We start from the raw sequence: 18944 nt of genomic DNA, 5'->3' as shown, positions 1-18944 counted from the left end.
GAAGGAAAAGGGTATGAATATCCAAAAATACATGGCATTTGTCAAGGCAGTAGAATTTGGCAGCTTCACAAAAGCTGCCGAAGCATTGGATTATACACAGTCTGGGATTAGCCGTATGATTAACGATTTAGAAACGGAATGGGGAGTTACCCTTTTTGAAAGAGGTCGTGCAGGTATTAGTTTAACCTCGGATGGTATAAAATTACTGCCCCAATTAAAGCGAATCTGTAATGAGCATGAAATCTTAATGACGCAGATCGAGGACTTACACGATATGCAGTCTGGGATAATTCGTATTGGGACATTTTCTAGCGTAGCATCTCATTGGCTTCCTAACATTGTTAAAGTTTTTAAGAAGGATTACCCAAAGATAGATTTTGAATTTCTGCTTGGTGATTATACAGAAATTGAGAGCTGGATCCTAAGTGGGCGTGTTGATTTTGGATTTTTACGGCTACCGACAAAGGCAGAAATGGAAACAATTTTTTTGGAACAAGACCGTTTGCTGGTAGTGATTCCACAAAATCATCCGCTTGCTAATTGTGAAAATTTTCCAATCAGCGACTTACTGAACAGTCCATTTATGCTATTGGAAAAGGGAGCAAAAGCGGAGATTTCTGAAATCTTTGAGAAACATCATATTTCACCGCATGTTAATTTTACAACCTGGGATGACTATGCCATTATGTCTATGGTAGAAAATGGGCTAGGAATCAGCATATTACCAGAATTGATTTTACAGCGGATTCCTCACAAAATTATAGCGAAAGAGCTTGAAGTTCCTGCTTTTAGAAATATTGGCATTGGTATGAGAGAGCAAAAATCTCTTTCCCTTGCGTCCAAAAGGTTCTTAGAATATTTATCATATAGGAACAAGGAATGAAAAAGTGTGATGGAGAAATGATTTAATCACAACCATTTCTAGTTTTTTATGAAACGGAGAGATGGTCCTCGCGTTTCAATGCATTTATTTTATAATCTTTATCAGGCTTTCTAATTTGTTAATTTCTATATATCACCTTTCGCAATATGAGATATCTAATAGTATTGTAAAAATCTTAATGCTATGATACAAGCAATGGGGTGATAAAGAATGAACACACAACGTTGGATGTGCAGTCAGTTTTTTAGTTTTTTTATGACTTGGGGCATTTTTCTACCATATTGGACCGGATGGATGATTTATACAAAAGGGATTACCGTTTCACAAGCTAGTTATATTATGAGCCTGGGACTGGTTGTTAGAGGTCTCTCTACTTTGATTGCATTTCCTTATTTCTCGGGAAAATTCAGTAGTAAAACATTATTAAATGTAATGGCTATTGGTACAATCATCAGTCTTTTGAGTTATATCCCGGCAACTTCCTTTACTGGATTACTTTTGGCTACCTTGCTTTTACATTTCTTTTATCCAGCACTAATGCCAGCTTTAGATAGTGTAGCCGGTACACTTGTACAACATAAACAATTAGGGGATTACGGCAAGAGCCGTTCATTTGGTTCGATTGGATTTGTTGTGGCTGGCATGATCTTAACCTTGTTTACAGGGGCGTGGGGTGATGAAGTAATCTTATGGGCCATGTTACTTGGGGCACTGATATTCCTATTTCTAGGTTTTATGCATTCACCGGTTATTTTATCGGAAAAACCAAAAATGGATCCTCATAAAAAACATGGAATGATGAGTTTATTCCGTATAAAACACTTTGGGTTAGTGCTTGTTATCGTCATTTTATTACAAGCAGCACACGCCTCTTATTACAGCTATGGCTATATCTTTTTACAAGAAATCCATGCACCAAAGTACTTGATTGGACTCATTCTTAACATTGCCGTATTGGCAGAGATCCTTTTCTTTACCATTGCCGACAAGAGCTTTCAACGGTTTTCAGTTGGCTCCTTGTTGGCATTGGCGGCACTAGGTGCAACCATCCGATGGTTACTAGTATTTTCCTTTCCGAATGTGATTGTATTCTGTGTAGCGCAAACCTTGCATGCTTGCTCATTTGCAATGGGGCATTATGCCTTTATGAAATACTTAATCAAACATATTGCACCTGCGCAGATCTCGAAAGCACAAGGAGTGTATTCAGCGCTTGCGCTTAGTTGGAGTACTGCAATATTCACATTTTTTGGCGGCTATTTATACGAAATCGAGCCTAGATATGCCTTTATCGGAATGATTGTTTGTACCATACCATCCATGTTGCTTGCACTTATCTATCGAAAAGTGGAACTTAGAAAGGAAGTGTTAATTTCTATTTAGACTTTCTTCCAAAACATCAAAAAGACAAGATAATACTTGGATTGGAACGCCTAGAAAAAACTTGTTTCACAGTATGTTCCACCGGATTTTATGGAAGAAAAGTAATTAAATATATGCATTGGAGAGCAATCGAATAATCGAATGGCTCTCCTTTTGTATATAATTAGGCGTCATCTGTTAGGAGAGGGGGCGGGTGTAAAAAGGAGTCAATGGTCATCGCCGGTTTACCGCAATACTTCTGTAAAAGAAATGGAAGGAAGCCGTGCTCTCAGCTATGCATCCTTCCAGCAGTACAAAAGAAAAGAGCCTTTTTCTCTCTTTGCAAATGAAAATACACTGGAGCTTAGCTTCCAGTGCATTTACTCTTGTATGTTTATATGATGAATACCGATAAGATTGTTTTTAATCTTTACTCCGGAAATCGCTCGTTTGATAGGGATCCTGCCTGTTTTTTGGGTTTTAGGTTATATGACCAAGATACTCGAGACTCATACTTTTGGGTATGTTCCTTCTTCATTAGGTTCTGTAATCGATCTTTGTTCTTCTCAAGGGATTGCTCAAGAGAAAGCAGGCGATTGGTTGGGAATGATAGCCCCGCTAGAATGATGGTTACAGTAGGATCCCATTCCGAGTTATAGGTTCCTTCGAATAATTGCAGAGGTTCTCCAATCTTTTCAAAAATAGAGGGGACATTGATTAATTTTGACATATTCTCTGACCCTTCATAGATGAGACCGGCACGTATGGGACTTGCTGACTCAATCGGACAGAATACAGAGTTCTCCAAAGATTGGTAAATTTTACTGCAAGTGTCTGACGCTGTTTTGGCGTCTGTAATCTCAGCTGAAGATATGATTGTTACTCCTCTTGTCTGAAGAATTCTCATAAGATCTGTCTCATCAAAGTTACCATATACAGAACTCTTTTGCGTGACTTCGAGTACATGGTTTATGGCCGCCATGACTTGATGATTCGCAGAATGGTAGATATGCTGTTTACTAGATTGCGGGTTCAGCTTTCGTATCTGATCATTGTCTACTAGGAATACAGAGGAGATTTGCTGGATTTTGGAAAGCTCTTCGATACACTCAGCTGCATTGATTCGGTTCCCCGCTAGCACGTTTTGCTCCGGTACAATGGCAATTGCTCCTATGTTCGTGCCAGGCATTTGATCTAAGAGCAGCTTGATTAAAAGCGGACTCATACCAGATCCAGTACCTCCGTCAGTTGAAAAAGCCACGAGTAAGAGCTTTATGTTCCTAAAGGACTGCTTGACAAAGTCAATCAAATCCTGGCTATTATCATGAACAGCTTTTATTCCGATTGATCGATCCTGTCCAGCTCCATTATAACCAGGGACAAAATACTTCTTTTCCACCCCTGTATTCGCTAAGCCATCACGTTGGTTCGTATTAATAAGGGCAGTCTGAAAGCCCATAGTTGATGCGATATCAGCTATGTTCCCACCTGCTTGACCTACACCTAAAATTCCGATTGATTTCATTCCATCGCCTCCCTATATGATAATACTCACGTTTTATGAAATTAGACTTTTTCATTTAAAAAAAGTTCGCTGGACTTGGTGACTAGAGAAACGTAGGGACGATTCTCATATTTTATATAGGGAGTTTTTTTTCTTAAAATGAAACGGCAGAACCGTCCACACGTTTCATAATTTAACAATATTTTGCAAAAATTTTATTTTTTATTAATATTTGCTAGTTAAGATAGGGATAGGTCCACTTTCCTAGAACAGAGTAGGGGACTTCATCGTAGAAAGGGGAGATTACAAAATACTAGAGTAGAAATCCATTCTTTCTCTAGTAAATAAGTGATTTTTTTAAAAGCAGGAGCGCCTATCAAGTAAGTGAAAAATCGGTTTTTCTGCTTAGATGTGAAAAAGAAAGGTGGAAACCGTGTTTAAACGAATCGGGATTTTAGTTTTAATGATTCAGTTTTTACTCTTTGGAAGCTTCACAGCCTGGGCTGAAGCTTCACAGGCAGCCGAGGACTTGCTGTCAGTTGAACAAACGGAAGAAACGCAACAGATCGATGTTCATGTCGAACAAAATCAGCAGGTCAACACGGGTGGTACGGCAGAAAAGATTGAACAAGAACAAGAGGTAACAGTCGAACAGTCACAGGAGCATGCTACTCCTATCGAAGAAGAAACGAGTGAATGGAATGAAGACCAAGCACCCTTACAAGTAGTAGATGAAGAAACCGTTGAGCAGGAAGAATCAAGTGAAGCCAATCAGACCCCTGTAGAGGAGTCCGGTGAACCAAATAAAAACGAATCAGATCTTCCACTAGAAGAAGACACAGAACCTGAGACGGAGGAATCTTACAGTCAAGAGCAAACGATTGAGATCATAGCAGAACAACAGCAAATCGTAACAGAAGCTGACCGAGTGGAAGCGGATCAAGAGCAGGATGTGGCTGTAGAATACAGTCAATCACTAAAGGTGACTCAAAAGGACAGTCAAAGCCAAGAGACGAAAATTATTACAAATCAAGACCAATCCTTTCAAACAAACGATCAAACCGATTATGTCGAACAGAATGTAGGCACGGAGATTGACACAAAGCAGGAAGGGGAAATTCATCCAGAGGAAAATCTGAACAAAGCCGAGCAGGAAACAACGGTTACAACCATTCAAACGCATCACTCTGAGATGTCTGGTTCTGCCACCATTGAGCAAAAACAAAGTATGGAGGCAACCGCTTCCTACAACGATACAAAAAGTGACCATATTCGTATCCAAGCAAAAACAGCGAATGGATTGGAAATCATTAAGGATGCTGCGCAAACCGTCGTGAAGATGATTCAATCGATTGTCATCAATAACCAGGAAGTCGAAAAATTTGAGAAAGAATGGATTGTAGGAAATCAGGAAATGGATCAGAAGCAAGAATACCATCAAGCCTATTATTGGGGAACGCTTCATGTGTTAAACAACATACATGTGCATGAAACAGAGGATGACGATTTGTATTCTTTCTTGGATAGCATCATCCGACTAGAGTTTTCTCTGCCAAAGCCATTACCTGAAGTGAATAATGATGACGATTATAATCCTGATTATGATCAAGACGGCTTAACTAATGATGAAGAAAGGGAGTTAGGGACCGATCCTAACAATCCTGATACAGATGGAGATCGTCTATCAGACTACTGGGAGGTCAAAAGGTTTCAGACCGATCCATTAAATGTAGATTCAGATGGGGACGGGTTAACCGATTATATTGAAATCGTGTATCATGCTCCCACTACGTTGCATCTGAAGATGAAAGAAAGTCCGAAATGGCCCTATCTACGTGCCGTCTCTTTATCTACGGATTTCGATGAATAAATACATCAAACAGATATAGAACTGTTTTTTGACTGATTAGACAGCGGCGTCTTAATCTCTTGTTCGTTAGAGAGACTAAGACGTTTTTTGTTATGCATTGTGTGACCATTCGATTCATTACTTAGAAAGGACAGTCGAAAATTGATTGAATGAATCTGTGATAGTTGATTTTGAAGAGATGGTCCGCCTTCCATGTACACGATTATTAAAAAGTTATTACAACAAGAGTGGATTTATTTGCATGATAGGTCGGATTCAAGGCGTAAAACATATCTGCTTACTAAAAAGGGAAGAGAAGTGTTAGAAGAAGATGTGAAGCTAAGAAAAGTGATGATTCAATTAGCAGAAACTGGATTGAGGGAGGGATAAGTAATGAAACAAAAAAAGTATATCATGTCAGGCGGATTAGCTTTTTCTGAGGAAAAGGACATGGAAAAATTACGGTAATTTTCTTTGAAAGGTTGGCATGCTAGTGACTTTAAGTTTATGGGGTATACTCTTGAAAGAGGAGAAAGCTCAGAGTATATCTACAGTGTAGATTATCGTTCATTAAAAGAGGATGAAAAAGAGGAATACTTTGAATTTTTTTCATCTTCTGGATGGTTGCCTATTGCTTCACAAGGAGATATTCATTTATTTCGAGCGGATCCTGGTACAAACCCAATCTATAGTGACCGTGATACAACAGTTGAAAAGTACGAGAATTTAAATCATTCCATGAAAAGTCTAGCCATCCCGTTAGTTGTCGTAACAGTACTCATATGGATTGGAGCAATGATAAGCTCTGGTACTTTAAAATCATTCCTTCATGTAATCGCTGTGATTCTCAGTGTAGTGGCCTTCCCAACAGCCTGGACTGTAATCGCAACATACAATAACAAATGGAAGGCAAAGGAGAAAAAGGGGTTAGTCAACCTATTTAAAATTACACCATATTTTCTCCTCTTCATTGCAGTTATTATTTTGTTCGTTACCGAAGGATCAGACAGTGCCATTAGCCTTTTAGCGTATATGGTAATTGGAGCGGTCGCATTTCCAACTGCTATTTGGGTCATCCTGTCTCTTTACCATAAAATGGGGGGGAGCTTAGTCGGTTCTCACGTTTCATAGGGGAAATCTTTTCCCTAAAATGAAGCGGAAAAACCGTCCTCGTGTGTCAGACCAAAAAACCCGCTCATTTTCCAAAAGGGAAAGAGCGGGTTTTTTGGTTTAAGAATTCACTCCGATGTTGTCAGGGACGCCTGGATATTTGGATTAATTTCTGCGTAAGGATAGTTAATTTGTTCGTCGAATTCTACCCAGTCGAGATTTGCCATCATTAGTAGATAACGTTTCCCGCTGGATGGGTCGCTGATAATGATATGGTCACGGCCAGCGGTTTCTACCCGCCCGTGGTAAACCATTGCATTCCATTTGTTGTTTCCTTGATAAGTAAAGTAGAAGGTACCGATTTTACCTTTGTTGAAACGCAGGATATTTTCGATAAATGATTCTTCCACCACAGCTCCCGGAAAGTTCTGCCCCGTTCCCATTGGTACCACTGGAACGGAAAACGCGGGTCCAGAATGCATGGTTGCCGGAGAACCACCAGCTTCTTGTGCGAACATATTCCGCATCATAGAAGATTGATGACAACTAGGATAATAATTCATTGGATAATAATTAGAGAATCCATAACTCATGAGACGTTTAGCTCCTTTTTCTTTTATCTATAAAACTCAGGACAATAACCAGGGACAGCGACATAGAAGCAATGACTTTTATGCGCATGATCGAATTGCGTCATAGGGGACCTTGGCATCGTGGGTGTACAAGGAGCTCGGAATTTTTTTCCAGGGCTGGGGTTAAAAAACCACAGATTCATTCTGGCCCGAGGTTCCCTATGACCATGCAATAAATTCCTAGCTCTCTGGAGGTCAGCTTCTGTGGGACGTTGTGTATACAAGGTTCCGTTTAAGACAGGCTCGAAGTGAGGAATTCCGGTTCCAGGTATGGTTTGATAAATTGCATGTCTGATATTGCGCAATCCTCTGAAGTCGGGGGCACAGTCAGCCTCCACTCGATTAGCCACAACTGATCCCACCATGCTCATCCCTTGGGCTCCTTCACCAATCGCCTCGGCCATCATAAGTCTCGCTAACTCCTCCACATCACGTGAAGTATGTTTTATTCGTCTACCCATTTTCTTGCTCCCTTCGGCGTATACAAGTAATTTATTGCTAAAAGAGGATTTTGGTAGCTTGCCTATCAGCCCAAAGTTTGTTTATTAAGAAAATGAAGGGGAGGTCTTATAGTGGACAATCAGAAGTTTTGTGCGATAAAAAAGGCACGATGAGTCATTTTGTGCTCTCATCATGCCTTTATGAAACATAGGGACATTCTCGCGCTTCATATGGGAAATATTTTCTTTGAAGTGAAACGGTCAAAAACGTTCCCTATGTTTCACTTATCACGGTCGAATGCTTGTGGCGGTTCCTCCATCCAGCCGTGTTTAATCATAATATTGGCTCCATCTTCAACATACAGTGCGACTTCTGGAATCAATGATAGATATTTTAGACCTAGATCTCTCCTTGGGCTTGCTGCTAATGCCATTCCATAATAGCCTATTCCTGCTGCAACCATGGCTGTCACATGAAACATCATTAGTTTATCTGAAAAAACACTTGCTGTTGTGTTTAAAACAGTCGAACCCAAACTTATAGGGGCAGGTAGATCCTCCTTGGTTAATAAATCGCTAAACAGCTCTACATATTTATGGGCAAGCTCTTTCCCTCTTAAAAGATATTGTTTTACCTCTTCATTTTGAGCCGTCTGGGCGAAGCCCGTCACTAATTCTTTACCGATAGTATTTATTAGAGCATTTAAGTATAAGTGTGTGATTTCTTGTGCATTAATCGGTCTCTTTTTCCCAAAAAAACCAGTTAAATAATGTTGTTTTTCTACAAAATCTACCTTATCAGGAATAGGAATAGAAGGAGGTTTTATATAAATTCCTTGTTTTAGCATTAAATCACGTGTTCTGTCCTGTAATTCAATTCCTTTATTCAATATACGCTTATGAAAAGCAATAACATCTGGACGTGTCGCAACTGTTAATGCTGCATTGCTGGCCGTCATTGCAAATACAGCCAGTTGACTTAAATGCTTTAAGAAAAAAGTATCTGCAAAAAGTCTTGGAGCTTTTGTATTGACATCTTGTTCTGTAAATCCAATGGGTATCGGAAAATTCTCTTTTTGAAACAAATCCTGCATGATGGAGAGATTCTCTTTTGCTGTATCAAGTGTCCATCTAATAATAGGTCGTATTTCTTCATCCTCTACTTTTTCTAAGAAATAACTGTTCATACAAACAACGATTGTATCACCCATGTATTGAGTCCATAAACCAGACATTTCCGCAGCACTTAAAGGAATTTTTGTTTTATCCTCCATTAGAACAACCTCCTATATTCATACGCTATTTAATAGTATTTCGTAAAAAAAGGAAAATATAAATCGACAACCTGCCTAATAGACACTTGATGGTAAACCGTATTCTCTAGCATGTTCTATAGAAGAATGCAATTTAAAAATAGGAGGATATTAAAACTATGCAGATTCATATGTAAATAAATTTTTCTTTGCTGATATAGTCTTCATTCTTAAATTCTTCGCTGTTAAAAAACACCTCTTCATTTGAAGAGGTGTTTTTTAACTTAAATGTATCGTTTCATCCATTCTTGGAAGTTAGCAATAACGCCATCTAAAAAGGCGATCGTTGCTTCGTCTGTTAAATGGCCTTCAGTGTCAAATTTTTCATGTACTGCCCCTACATATACTTCATTTCCGCCAAGTACGGGAGATTGTAAACCAGCCGCGAATAAGATATCTCTTAGATGCATTTGTGCTTTGACTGAACCTAAAATACCCATGGAAGACCCCATAATAATAGATGGTTTGCCAATCATGACTTTCTCTACTCGGCTTAACCAGTCAATGGCATTTCCTAACACTCCTGGAATAGAGGCATTGTATTCAGGCGTTACCCAAAGAACAGCATCCGCTTCTTTAACTTTCGCTTTGAAATCAATCACTTCTTGTGGTGGGTCTAATTCGATATCTTGGTTGTACATTGGCAGCGGTGCTAAGTCTAAAACCTCAACGTCAAATTGATCTGCATAACGTTTTTGCACGTGTTTAGCCAGTTGTAAATTATATGAGTCTCTACGAATACTTCCTACAATTGCTACTACTTTCATTTTGTTGACCTCCAAATGTTCATTGTTAACGAGGATATCTATTTCCTTTGAAGCTGCTTTCTCTTATGTATTTATTTTTCATAGTGAATGATTCTATGAAACTTTTTTTAGCAAATGCCACATCACGGTATGAATTCCTCGTTCTTTCAAAAGTATAGAGGTTTCATTTGTTTAACTCAAACAATATGAAATGAGTTTCATTATTTGGAACTCCAATCAATAAATGTGTGGTTTTTACTCTTGTATGTGCTTCATCATGTCTAGTGAACGGTCAAATGGCAGAATGAAAATGAAACTTGTTTTATTTTCATTATGTTTATTTTGTTTATAAAACATGAATTTAATTTGAAAGGAAACGATATCAATCATAGGAAGAATGAATTCTAGGAGGATGGATTATGGGATTCCATATTAAACCGACAACATTTGTAGGGCATGTAAAAATTAAAGTGGAAAATGTAGCACGGTCAATAAAGTTTTATAAAGAAGTTCTCGGTTTCGATATTTTATAACAAACAGAGTCATCAGCAATGCTTACAACGGATGGGGAAACAAGTATTCTGTCACTAGAACAGCCTGAAAATGTCCTGCCAAAACAAGGAAGAACATCAGGTTTATATCATTTTGCTATCCTTTTACCGAAAAGATCGGATTTAGCTAATATTGTGATTCATTTTAGAGAAAATGGAATCCGATTCGCTGCATCTGATCATTTAGTAAGTGAAGCCTTGTATTTAAATGATCCAGATGGAAACGGAATTGAAATTTATGCAGACCGCGATCCTTCTGGATGGAACTGGGTAGGTAATGAAGTAGAAATGACAACAATCCCGCTTGATATCGAGAATTTGCTAACTAGTCAAGTAGCAGGTAAGTCTTGGGAAGGCATGCCAGAGGGAACAGTAATGGGGCATATCCATTTACATGTCGCAGAATTAGAACAGACGGAAGAGTTTTATGTAAAAGGTCTTGGTTTTGATGTGGTGAATCGATATGCTAATCAGGCGCTATTCTTTTCCAATGAAAAGTACCATCATCATGTAGCCGTTAATATCTGGAACGGGATTGGAGTGCCAAAGCCACCTGAAAATATTGTAGGTCTTAAATCCTTTACACTTATTTTTGCAAACGAGGAAGTACGCCAAGAAGCGATTCATACATTGCAAACAGTTGGGGCTACGGTTTCGGAAGAAGATAATAAATGGATCACCCATGATCCTTCGGGAAATAGGATCGAGTTAGCTGTTTAGGTTGGGAGGAATCATATTGAAACAAGGAAATAGCAGTAGCTTTGAAATTGGAATTTACACACTCGCGGATATTGGACCAGATCCGCTTACAGGACATACAGTCAGTGCCAAACAAAGAATAGAAGAAATCATTCAAGCGGCACAGTTGGCTGATGAGTTAGGACTAGATGTCTTTGGAGTAGGGGAGCATCATCGACTCGATTATGCCGTTTCATCTCCTGCGGTCGTGCTGGCGGCCATTGCTCATGCGACGAAACACATTAAATTAACCAGTACGACAAGTGTATTAAGTACACTTGATCCCGTTCGCTTATTTGAAGATTTTGCCACTTTAGATGTAATTTCAAATGGACGTGCTGAAATTTTAGCAGGGAGGGGAGCGTTTATCGAATCTTTCCCTCTTTTTGGATACAGTACAAACGATTATGATGATCTTTTTACGGAACATATGGATTTGCTCCTGCAGCTGAATAAAAATGAAAAGCTCACCTGGTCCGGGAAATTTCGTCCACCATTAAACCAAGCTGAAATTTCACCAAGACCCATCCATAATCAAATCCCTATTTGGATTGGAGTTGGTGGGACACCTGAGAGTGCCGTTCGTGCGGGCCGGTTTGGAGTAGGAATGGCATTGGCTATTTTGGGTGGGAATCCAAGACGTTTTAAACCCCTTGTGGATCTTTACCATCAAGCAGGAAGGGAAGCAGGCCATTCATCAGAAGCATTGAAAATAGGTGTCACAGGCCATTGCTATATTGCCGAGACGACTGAGCAAGCAAAGGACGAGTTCTATCCGTATTATTCGAATTATTGGTACTACGTGAATCGTCAACGAGGATTTGGAATGAAAATGTCTAGGGAAGAATTTGAACAGATGGCAGCTCCAGATACTGCATTGTTTGTAGGCAGCCCCGACCAAATTGTTGATAAAGTCCTTCAACAGCATGAGTTGTTTGGCCATACACGTTTTCTTGCTCAAGTAGATATTGGAGGACTGCCTTTTAATCAAGTTGTGAAAAATATTGAATTAGTAGCAACAGAAATAGCCCCTAAAATTAGAAAAGCATTAAGATAGAAATCTTTTGAAAAAAATCCACCAGAACCTGTAGGGAGACAGGATTTGGTGGATTTTTGTCTCTTTATGATTTTATTGGTGGTAGCTTGTCATATCTTCCATAATGTGAATGATTTTAAATAACTGTTCATTAATCGGTGTTGGTACATCGTATTTTTTGCCTAATTCAATGACCGTTCCGGCTAAATATTCCACTTCTGTTTTTCTTCCTGCTTCTATATCCTGCAGCATAGACGTTTTTCCATCGGGTGACATCTTCTCTATAATTGGTCGAAAACTTGCGACATCTTCCTCTGTTAAATGCACTCCTGTCTTTTGTGAAAGGGCAACGACTTCACGCATGGTCGATTTTGCCCATTCATAGGCACTTGGAACGGACTGAAAGACTTTATAGGGTGCCTTCAATACGGCAGATGTCTGATTAATACCGACATTCACCATAAACTTCCACCACATGGAATGCAAAATATCCTCAGAAATTTTATATGGAATTCCAGCTCTTTCAAATAATTCTTGAACCGCTAATGCATTCTCTGATTTAGAGTTATCCTTTTCACCATATTCAATCCATCCAAGCGTGCTAAAGTTTGTTTCATTCTGTTGTCTAACCGCATCAAGTTTCACACAGACGCTATAAAGAATAGGTTGATTTTCATACGAGGATTGTATTTCCTCTTCACTAGAAATGCCGTTCAATAGAGATAAAATGATCGTATCGGGTCCAATATGATGTCGGGCATCTTGAATGGCCTGAGATAGATCGGCATTTTTCACAGCAAAAAGGACCAAATCTGCCGGTTCTCTTTTTGTTTCTGGAGTGATGTAATGAAAGTGATAATTTTGTCCATTCACGATGATTCCTGTGTTTTCGTACCTTTGGATTCGCTCTTTGCTGGCCACGACTTGTAATGAATCTTTCAAGGTATCATGCAGTTTGCTTCCATAGGCAGCTCCTACAGCCCCCAGGCCAATTAATGAAACGGTTTCAATTTTCTTCACTTTTTTTCCTGCTTTCATTTGCCGTTTTTCAATGGAGGTATGGGGATCTCCCTTAAGCTCCTTGATTAATAAATCGTTTCTAACGCTTCAATCTCCTTCGTAATGTCTTTACTACCTGTATGTAGCTTTTGGGCAATGTATTTGATATTGCTGCGTGAAATTTGTTCTGCAGGTGCAGCAATAGCTAAGGCAGCAATGACTTTATGATGACGAAATACAGGAACGGCTACACAACGGATACCGACGATCCGTTCCTCATCATCAAATGCATAGCCATTTTGACGAATCACCTTTAAATGATAATGGAATAGCTGCGAGTCTTGGAACGTATTTTCTGTCGCAGGTTCGAGTGACATTCTACTGATTATAGGCATGAATCGTTCTTCATCCAAATGGGCCAAAATCACTTTTCCTAAAGCCGATTGATGTAATTTTGAACGATTTCCGATTTCTTCGTCGGCTGACTTTTTAAATGGGGCATGAAGTACCTGTGTCATGACGAGATCGGTTCCATCTACTTTGCCTATATAGGTACTCATTTGTAAATGTTGTGCTATTTGATAGATTGAATGTAAGGAGGCCCAATCTTTTTCGGAACGTTGCTCCAAACTAGGACAAAACATTTTATAGTTCATAAAATATTGAGTTTGAATTTTATAGATATAATTCATTTCTTCTAACGTGGTTAATAATCGAAATGCCGTAGATTTACTTAGATTGAGGTGTTCCATCACTTCTCTCAATGTAATTCCTTGACATTGTTTGACTAAATCTAATACAAGAAGTCCTTTTTTCAGTGTTGATACTTCATTACTTGCCATTTGTTCACCTCATCTACTAATAGTATAAATCTTTATACTTTTTGACTCAAACGATGCAGAAGTGGTTTCATTATTTGAAACTATTAAGATGGTAAACGATTGGAAGCTATACATGAGGTGAGGTTATTTTGGATTTCAGATAGAATAAATTATTCAACTAAGAAAGTTTCAATATATGAAACTTGAGTGGAATAATTTGTGAACTTTGTTTTTGACTATTATGATAAGGTTAATGAATGTTAGGAGGAACAAGCTTACCGCATGGTGTTGGAAATAATAGTTCCTTTATTCTTCGCATTTGGGTCCTTGGTCGTGGTTTCATGAAAGGCTCTAAGTTAGATTCACAGGATTGGAGCAATTCAATTCCTTTATTTCGATAAAGTTTTTATAATATAATTAATAGATTAAAAAATATAAGTATTAATTAGGGGGATGAACATGTATTTTGAAGAGTTTGAGGTGGGTCAACGTTTTCAATGTGATCCAAGATTAATCACGGCTGAAGAAATTCATACATTTGCTACTCAATATGATCCGCATCCGATTCATGTTGATAAGGAATTTGCTGAAACTCATTCGATATTTGATGGAATTATCAGCTCTGGGTTCCTTACCGTAAGTGCTATGTGGGGTCAGTGGATTCGATCGGATGTGTTCGGTAATGAATTTCTTGTTGGCAAAAACTTTGATTATATCAAATTCACAAAACCCGTAAGAGAAAATGATGTATTATCAACCGAAGTGGAAGTAATGGAGTTAAGACCGACCTCTAGCGAAAGCCGCGGAGAAATCACGATTAAGTTTACCGTTACCAATCAAAAGGATGAAGTGGTATTATTAGCCCAATTAAAAGCCTTGCTGCGGACAAAAGCTTCGATATTAGTTAAAAACTAGAAACATCGGGACGGTTTCATGTTTCAGATGGAAATCTCTCTTTAAAATGAACCGTTCCCGTGTTTCTCTATTTCCCAAGCAGGGATAACTCGAAAAGATCCTTTGCTGTTATGTTTAAATCTTCCATTGATGCGGAAAGTTCTTCCGCAGCTGCAGCTAGTTCTTCTGTAAAACCTGAAGAAGATTGAATTTCATCTAAAATATCAAGAATGGAATGTTGGATTATAGCGATTTCCTGTTTAATCTTATCAGACGATTTTTGAGATTCATGTGCAAGTTTCCGGATTTCCTTCGCTACAACGGAAAAAGCTTTACCATGTTCACCAGCATGTGCAGCTTGAATATCTGCATTTAACCCTAAAATGTTTGTTTTTGAAGCAATTTGTAACACAAAGGCCACGATATCAGAAATAGCATTCATCTTATCTCTTAACGAAACGGAAATAGTAGAAAGTTCTTCATTTTTACTAGCCAATTCCTGTGATGCGGCTGCAACTGACTGTGAACTTGAGGAAATTTGTTCTACCATTGAACTAAGTGCTTCTGCCATTTGATTAATTTTATCTGCCTTTTCCATGGAGTAACCGATTGATACACAACCAATTACTTTATTCTTTTCAATAATTGGTGTACATAAGGCAATATGTGCTATACCATATAATTCTCTATTTCCTTCAACAATAACTCTTTCTTTTCTTTCTATTGCGATTTTGGTAATGGAGCCATCCTTTAAAGTATCGCCAACATTAATTGCCATTTTTAACGTTTTTCCAGGTATGGAAACTAAAAACTCTTCTGTATCTGAAATGGTGAAATGACAATCCTCTAAGATTAATTGAGGAAACAGTTGGGAAACATGTATCAAATAGTCAAGTGTTGTCATGGGATTCCCTTCATTCTAATTTAGATGTCTCATTTCTGAGATTGGTATTTTCTATCCTATAAGCATATATTTTTGTTCAAACTCCTCAATTGAACAGGGTTTTCCGAAATAGAATCCTTGAACATGGTGACAATTTTGTTCAAGTAAAAAGGATAATTCTTCTTCCGTTTCGACACCTTCTGCAATCACATTCATTCTTAGATGCTGAGCCATTTTGATCATCGTAGAGGTAATGCCGGCATTTTCTGACTGATGTGAAATATTTTGAATAAAAGAGCGATCAATTTTGATTCCATCTAGTTTAAACGCTTTCAAATAGTGGAATGAAGAATAGCCGGTACCAAAATCATCAATATATATTTTAACACCATTGTCTTTTAATTCATATAAAGTCTGAAGAATATACTCTTCATGTTTCATTAATGAGTTTTCAGTAATCTCAAATTCTAGCCATTTGCCCTCTAGTTGATATTTGAATAATAATTCACGAACTTCCTTTGAAAAATCACTTTGTAAAAATCGTTGAGAACTAATATTCACACTTATAGGGATCAGTGGAATTCCCGCTTCTCTCCATGCTGCGAGCTGTTCACATACTCTTCTTTTCATCCACTTTCCTAAAGGGATAATCAGTCCTGTTTCCTCTGCAAGTGGAATGAATTCCCCTGGAGAAATCAATCCAGCCTTTGGATGCAACCACCGAATTAATGCCTCAGCTCCTATGATTTCTCCTGTTAGAGCATCGACACGTGGCTGAAAATGAGCGATAAATTCATTATTAATAATGGCTTTTCTTAAATCCCTTTCTAACAGGAAAGATTGATAATTTCTTTCATTCATAGAATCATCGTATAGCTGATAGATATTACGTCCAAGCTCTTTTGCCCGATATAAGGCTCTATCTGCTTTCTTCATTAAATCAATGGCGCTTGTTCCATCTGCAGGATAGATACTAATCCCGATGCTGGCAGAGACAAAGAGTTCATGATCCTCTATATAAAAAGGAGCCATTAGCTTGTGTAAAAGTTTATTGGCTGTTTGAATGGCATCTTCATCCTGTGCGATCACCGGACAAAGAATCATAAATTCATCGCCACTGATACGAGCGGCAAATTGTTCCTCTTGATTAATACTTTCAAGTAAACGTTCTGAAAGGAACTCTAGAAGCCTGTCACCAATGAGATGTCCAAGCGTATCATTAATGGATTTAAACCGATCCAAATCAATAAATAAAACTGCCAGCTTTTGATAATTCTGTTCAGCATGACGCAATGTTTCATGCAGCTTTTGTTCCATCCACCTTCTGTTCGGAAGCTTTGTTAATTCATCATGATGAGCTAAATAAGCATTCCTTTCTTGTATCTTTTTTTGTTCGGTAATGTCTCTTCTAATCGAATAGACACCCTTAATTTGGCCCTCTAAAATAATAGGAAGCAAGGTAACATTAAAACACATCTTTTCTCCAAACTTATTGATAATGTTCATTTCAAAATTTTGCGGATGCCCTTGAATCGCTTTTTCAAAATATCCGTACCGCATCTTTTCATATTTTTCGGAAATCATATCATCTACCGTGAGATTTTGTATCGTTTCTTTTGACAATCCAAGTAATTTCAGCATCTTTGGGTTCATGTCAATGATGCGGCCATCTGTATGATAGACAATCACATAATCTTGACTATGTTCAAAGAGAGATTGGTAATGCTGTTGATTCACTTGGAGCTCTTTTTGAGTTAATCGTAATTCCGAAATATCCTGAACAGATGCGACAAGTTCAATGACCGTATCACCCTGCTTGAGGGGAGACACCTCAATAGATACAGGCCTCCCGTGCAATTCTATCTCATAATTGACTCGATGTCCTTGAAACGCTTTTTCATAATGAACATGCTTTATATGTGCAATGTCATGAGAGAAAACATCATAAGGTGTTTTATTATAAAGAAGGTCTGAGGTCAGTCCAATTTCCTCTAGAAGCTTTCCTTCAGCTATCGTATAGAGAAAGTTTCCATCTTCATCTCTTCTTATTTTAAAAATACCATTTTGCAGGTTTTTTATCGTATGAGTAAAGTCCATTTTCAGTGCTTCTTGTATTTCTCTGTCCATATGGACTCTCTTCGTAATATCTGTTCGTATACTTACATATTGGTATGGTTTGCCATTTTCATTAATAAACGGAACAATCGTTGTGTCAACCCAATACAAGCTGCCATCTTTAGTCTTATTCTGAATCTCTCCTTTCCAAATTTCCCCTTTTCCAATCGTCCGCCACATGTCACGAAAGAATTCTTTTGAATGATAGCCTGAGTTTAGAATACTATGATTTTGTCCAATCAACTCTTCTTCTTTGTACTTCGATAATGCACAAAATTTATGATTAACAAATGTGATAATCCCTTTAGAATCAGTAATAGCAACGATGGTTGATTCATCTAATGCTAACTTAATATCGGCTAATTCTTTACTTATTGTACTTAATTGTTCCATTCTACTTTTTTCTTCAGCTAAACCTTTTAGAAGAAGGACTTTGTATCTCTCATTTTCAATGGAAAGAGATTGTGTTTGAATAGATAATGGAAGGTTCTCCCTTGAACGGATCAACACTTTTTGATCTAGTTCACATTCTATTCCTATTTTCAAATCAGGAATGAGGGTCTGGAGGGAGCTTCCTATACAATCATTATATTTAACGTCAAACAGGCCTTCCGCTTTAGGATTCAAATACATAATCGTTCCCAACATATCAATAACAATTATATAATCTGTTAATTGATCAAATAGATGAAAAAGTGAATCACGTGTACGTTCATATTGCATCATTTGTTTATTCATAAGATTCCTCTCTAAACGTTAACTTTCTTCTTGTAGGGTCGTTTATCTTAATCACAAGTTTGGAATAATGAAGTTAGACGAAAATAGTAAAATGGAAGTTTGGCAAATTAGCTGTTTGAAATGGCTTTTTGGTAATGGCTCAATAAAACGTCTAACTCTTGACTAACTTTAATGCTCTCAGGATGGTTAAGTCCATTAGCGTTTATCATTTCAATCATATAATTTCTTAAATCATCAATTTGATCTGAAAGGTTTTTGAGACATACCTTGTTATTTAGCACGAGTCTTTTCTCCTGTTAATTTATTAAGAAATATCTGAAAACATGGGTA

At 38.0% G+C, this 18944-nt stretch carries 16 protein-coding genes and 2 pseudogenes; 8 read left to right on the top strand and 10 right to left on the bottom strand.

What is annotated here, in order from left to right:
• Positions 1–13: 13 nt before the first annotated feature.
• Positions 14–883, top strand: coding sequence for a LysR family transcriptional regulator (locus tag F4V44_RS18505; RefSeq protein ID WP_150441496.1), 870 nt, complete (start codon positions 14–16; stop codon positions 881–883).
• Positions 884–1093: 210 nt separating this feature from the next.
• Entirely contained in the window at positions 1094–2266 is a 1173-nt protein-coding gene (locus F4V44_RS18500; protein ID WP_150441495.1) for an MFS transporter, read from the top strand.
• Between the two features lie 409 nt (positions 2267–2675).
• On the opposite strand, the gene F4V44_RS18495 is transcribed toward F4V44_RS18500, so the two are convergent.
• On the bottom strand, positions 2676–3770 hold the full coding sequence (locus F4V44_RS18495; protein ID WP_150441494.1) for an FtsZ/tubulin family protein: 1095 nt from the start codon (positions 3768–3770) through the stop codon (positions 2676–2678).
• A gap of 412 nt (positions 3771–4182) precedes the next feature.
• Between F4V44_RS18495 and F4V44_RS18490 the strand changes: the two genes are divergently transcribed.
• The 3 genes and pseudogenes from F4V44_RS18490 (at position 4183) to F4V44_RS18480 (ending at position 6729) form a co-directional block, all read left to right on the top strand.
• Entirely contained in the window at positions 4183–5619 is a 1437-nt protein-coding gene (locus tag F4V44_RS18490) for a hypothetical protein (RefSeq protein ID WP_150441493.1), read from the top strand.
• Positions 5620–5799: 180 nt separating this feature from the next.
• Positions 5800–5988, top strand: a pseudogene (locus tag F4V44_RS18485) (PadR family transcriptional regulator); the annotation flags it as partial.
• Between the two features lie 84 nt (positions 5989–6072).
• Positions 6073–6729 carry a DUF2812 domain-containing protein gene (locus F4V44_RS18480; RefSeq protein ID WP_223881960.1) on the top strand — a complete coding sequence of 219 codons (657 nt, stop codon included), beginning with the start codon at positions 6073–6075 and terminating at the stop codon, positions 6727–6729.
• A 107-nt stretch (positions 6730–6836) separates the two neighbouring features.
• On the opposite strand, the gene gerQ is transcribed toward F4V44_RS18480, so the two are convergent.
• The 4 genes from gerQ to F4V44_RS18460 all read right to left on the bottom strand — a co-directional run bounded on the left by gerQ (position 6837) and on the right by F4V44_RS18460 (position 9860).
• Complete coding sequence (gene gerQ / locus F4V44_RS18475) at positions 6837–7301, bottom strand: spore coat protein GerQ (protein ID WP_150441491.1); 465 nt, start codon at positions 7299–7301, stop codon at positions 6837–6839.
• A 23-nt stretch (positions 7302–7324) separates the two neighbouring features.
• Positions 7325–7744, bottom strand: coding sequence for a cell wall hydrolase (locus F4V44_RS18470; RefSeq protein WP_223881964.1), 420 nt, complete (start codon positions 7742–7744; stop codon positions 7325–7327).
• A gap of 317 nt (positions 7745–8061) precedes the next feature.
• Positions 8062–9054 carry a DUF3231 family protein gene (locus tag F4V44_RS18465; protein ID WP_150441489.1) on the bottom strand — a complete coding sequence of 331 codons (993 nt, stop codon included), beginning with the start codon at positions 9052–9054 and terminating at the stop codon, positions 8062–8064.
• Positions 9055–9317: 263 nt separating this feature from the next.
• Positions 9318–9860 (bottom strand): NADPH-dependent FMN reductase, encoded by a 543-nt coding sequence (locus F4V44_RS18460; RefSeq protein ID WP_150441488.1) that lies wholly within the window; start codon positions 9858–9860, stop codon positions 9318–9320.
• Positions 9861–10258: 398 nt separating this feature from the next.
• On the opposite strand from F4V44_RS18460, the pseudogene F4V44_RS18455 reads away from it, so the two are divergent.
• Together F4V44_RS18455 and F4V44_RS18450 are read left to right on the top strand one after the other, a co-directional pair.
• Positions 10259–11110, top strand: a pseudogene (locus F4V44_RS18455) (VOC family protein).
• Positions 11111–11126: 16 nt separating this feature from the next.
• Positions 11127–12185: an LLM class flavin-dependent oxidoreductase gene (locus tag F4V44_RS18450; RefSeq protein ID WP_150441487.1), complete on the top strand. Its 1059-nt coding sequence runs from the start codon at positions 11127–11129 to the stop codon at positions 12183–12185.
• Between the two features lie 72 nt (positions 12186–12257).
• Here the strand turns inward: F4V44_RS18450 and F4V44_RS18445 are convergent, their stop codons facing one another.
• Together F4V44_RS18445 and F4V44_RS18440 are read right to left on the bottom strand one after the other, a co-directional pair.
• Positions 12258–13184 (bottom strand): ketopantoate reductase family protein, encoded by a 927-nt coding sequence (locus F4V44_RS18445; protein ID WP_150441486.1) that lies wholly within the window; start codon positions 13182–13184, stop codon positions 12258–12260.
• Between the two features lie 65 nt (positions 13185–13249).
• A complete protein-coding gene (locus tag F4V44_RS18440; RefSeq protein ID WP_150441485.1) occupies positions 13250–14005 on the bottom strand; it encodes an IclR family transcriptional regulator in 756 nt (251 codons plus the stop codon).
• 438 nt (positions 14006–14443) lie between these two features.
• Here F4V44_RS18440 and F4V44_RS18435 point away from each other — a divergent pair, with 438 nt between their 5' ends.
• A complete protein-coding gene (locus tag F4V44_RS18435; RefSeq protein ID WP_191090765.1) occupies positions 14444–14899 on the top strand; it encodes a MaoC family dehydratase in 456 nt (151 codons plus the stop codon).
• Positions 14900–14966: 67 nt separating this feature from the next.
• On the opposite strand, the gene F4V44_RS28305 is transcribed toward F4V44_RS18435, so the two are convergent.
• The 3 genes from F4V44_RS28305 to F4V44_RS27945 form a co-directional block, all read right to left on the bottom strand.
• On the bottom strand, positions 14967–15782 hold the full coding sequence (locus F4V44_RS28305) for a methyl-accepting chemotaxis protein (RefSeq protein ID WP_150441483.1): 816 nt from the start codon (positions 15780–15782) through the stop codon (positions 14967–14969).
• A gap of 51 nt (positions 15783–15833) precedes the next feature.
• Positions 15834–18614 (bottom strand): EAL domain-containing protein, encoded by a 2781-nt coding sequence (locus F4V44_RS18425; RefSeq protein WP_150441482.1) that lies wholly within the window; start codon positions 18612–18614, stop codon positions 15834–15836.
• A gap of 107 nt (positions 18615–18721) precedes the next feature.
• Positions 18722–18895 carry an aspartyl-phosphate phosphatase Spo0E family protein gene (locus F4V44_RS27945; RefSeq protein ID WP_223881959.1) on the bottom strand — a complete coding sequence of 58 codons (174 nt, stop codon included), beginning with the start codon at positions 18893–18895 and terminating at the stop codon, positions 18722–18724.
• Positions 18896–18944 lie beyond the last annotated feature (49 nt).

This window comes from Niallia endozanthoxylica (assembly GCF_008710145.1).
Lineage (GTDB): Bacteria > Bacillota > Bacilli > Bacillales > Cytobacillaceae > Bacillus_BD > Bacillus_BD endozanthoxylica.
Note: the sequence above shows the minus strand (reverse complement) of the source record. Positions and strands in the feature narration are given on the sequence as shown.

Excerpts from the sequence above, each read along its gene's own strand:
- F4V44_RS18505 (WP_150441496.1), top strand. The coding sequence starts at position 14 with ATGAATATCCAAAAATACATGGCATTTGTCAAGGCAGTAGAATTTGGC.
- F4V44_RS18500 (WP_150441495.1), top strand. The coding sequence starts at position 1,094 with ATGAACACACAACGTTGGATGTGCAGTCAGTTTTTTAGTTTTTTTATG.
- F4V44_RS18495 (WP_150441494.1), bottom strand. The coding sequence starts at position 3,770 with ATGAAATCAATCGGAATTTTAGGTGTAGGTCAAGCAGGTGGGAACATA.
- gerQ (WP_150441491.1), bottom strand. The coding sequence starts at position 7,301 with ATGAGTTATGGATTCTCTAATTATTATCCAATGAATTATTATCCTAGT.
- F4V44_RS18470 (WP_223881964.1), bottom strand. The coding sequence starts at position 7,744 with ATGGCCGAGGCGATTGGTGAAGGAGCCCAAGGGATGAGCATGGTGGGA.
- F4V44_RS18465 (WP_150441489.1), bottom strand. The coding sequence starts at position 9,054 with ATGGAGGATAAAACAAAAATTCCTTTAAGTGCTGCGGAAATGTCTGGT.
- F4V44_RS18460 (WP_150441488.1), bottom strand. The coding sequence starts at position 9,860 with ATGAAAGTAGTAGCAATTGTAGGAAGTATTCGTAGAGACTCATATAAT.
- F4V44_RS18440 (WP_150441485.1), bottom strand. The coding sequence starts at position 14,005 with ATGGCAAGTAATGAAGTATCAACACTGAAAAAAGGACTTCTTGTATTA.
- F4V44_RS18435 (WP_191090765.1), top strand. The coding sequence starts at position 14,444 with ATGTATTTTGAAGAGTTTGAGGTGGGTCAACGTTTTCAATGTGATCCA.
- F4V44_RS28305 (WP_150441483.1), bottom strand. The coding sequence starts at position 15,782 with ATGACAACACTTGACTATTTGATACATGTTTCCCAACTGTTTCCTCAA.
- F4V44_RS18425 (WP_150441482.1), bottom strand. The coding sequence starts at position 18,614 with ATGAATAAACAAATGATGCAATATGAACGTACACGTGATTCACTTTTT.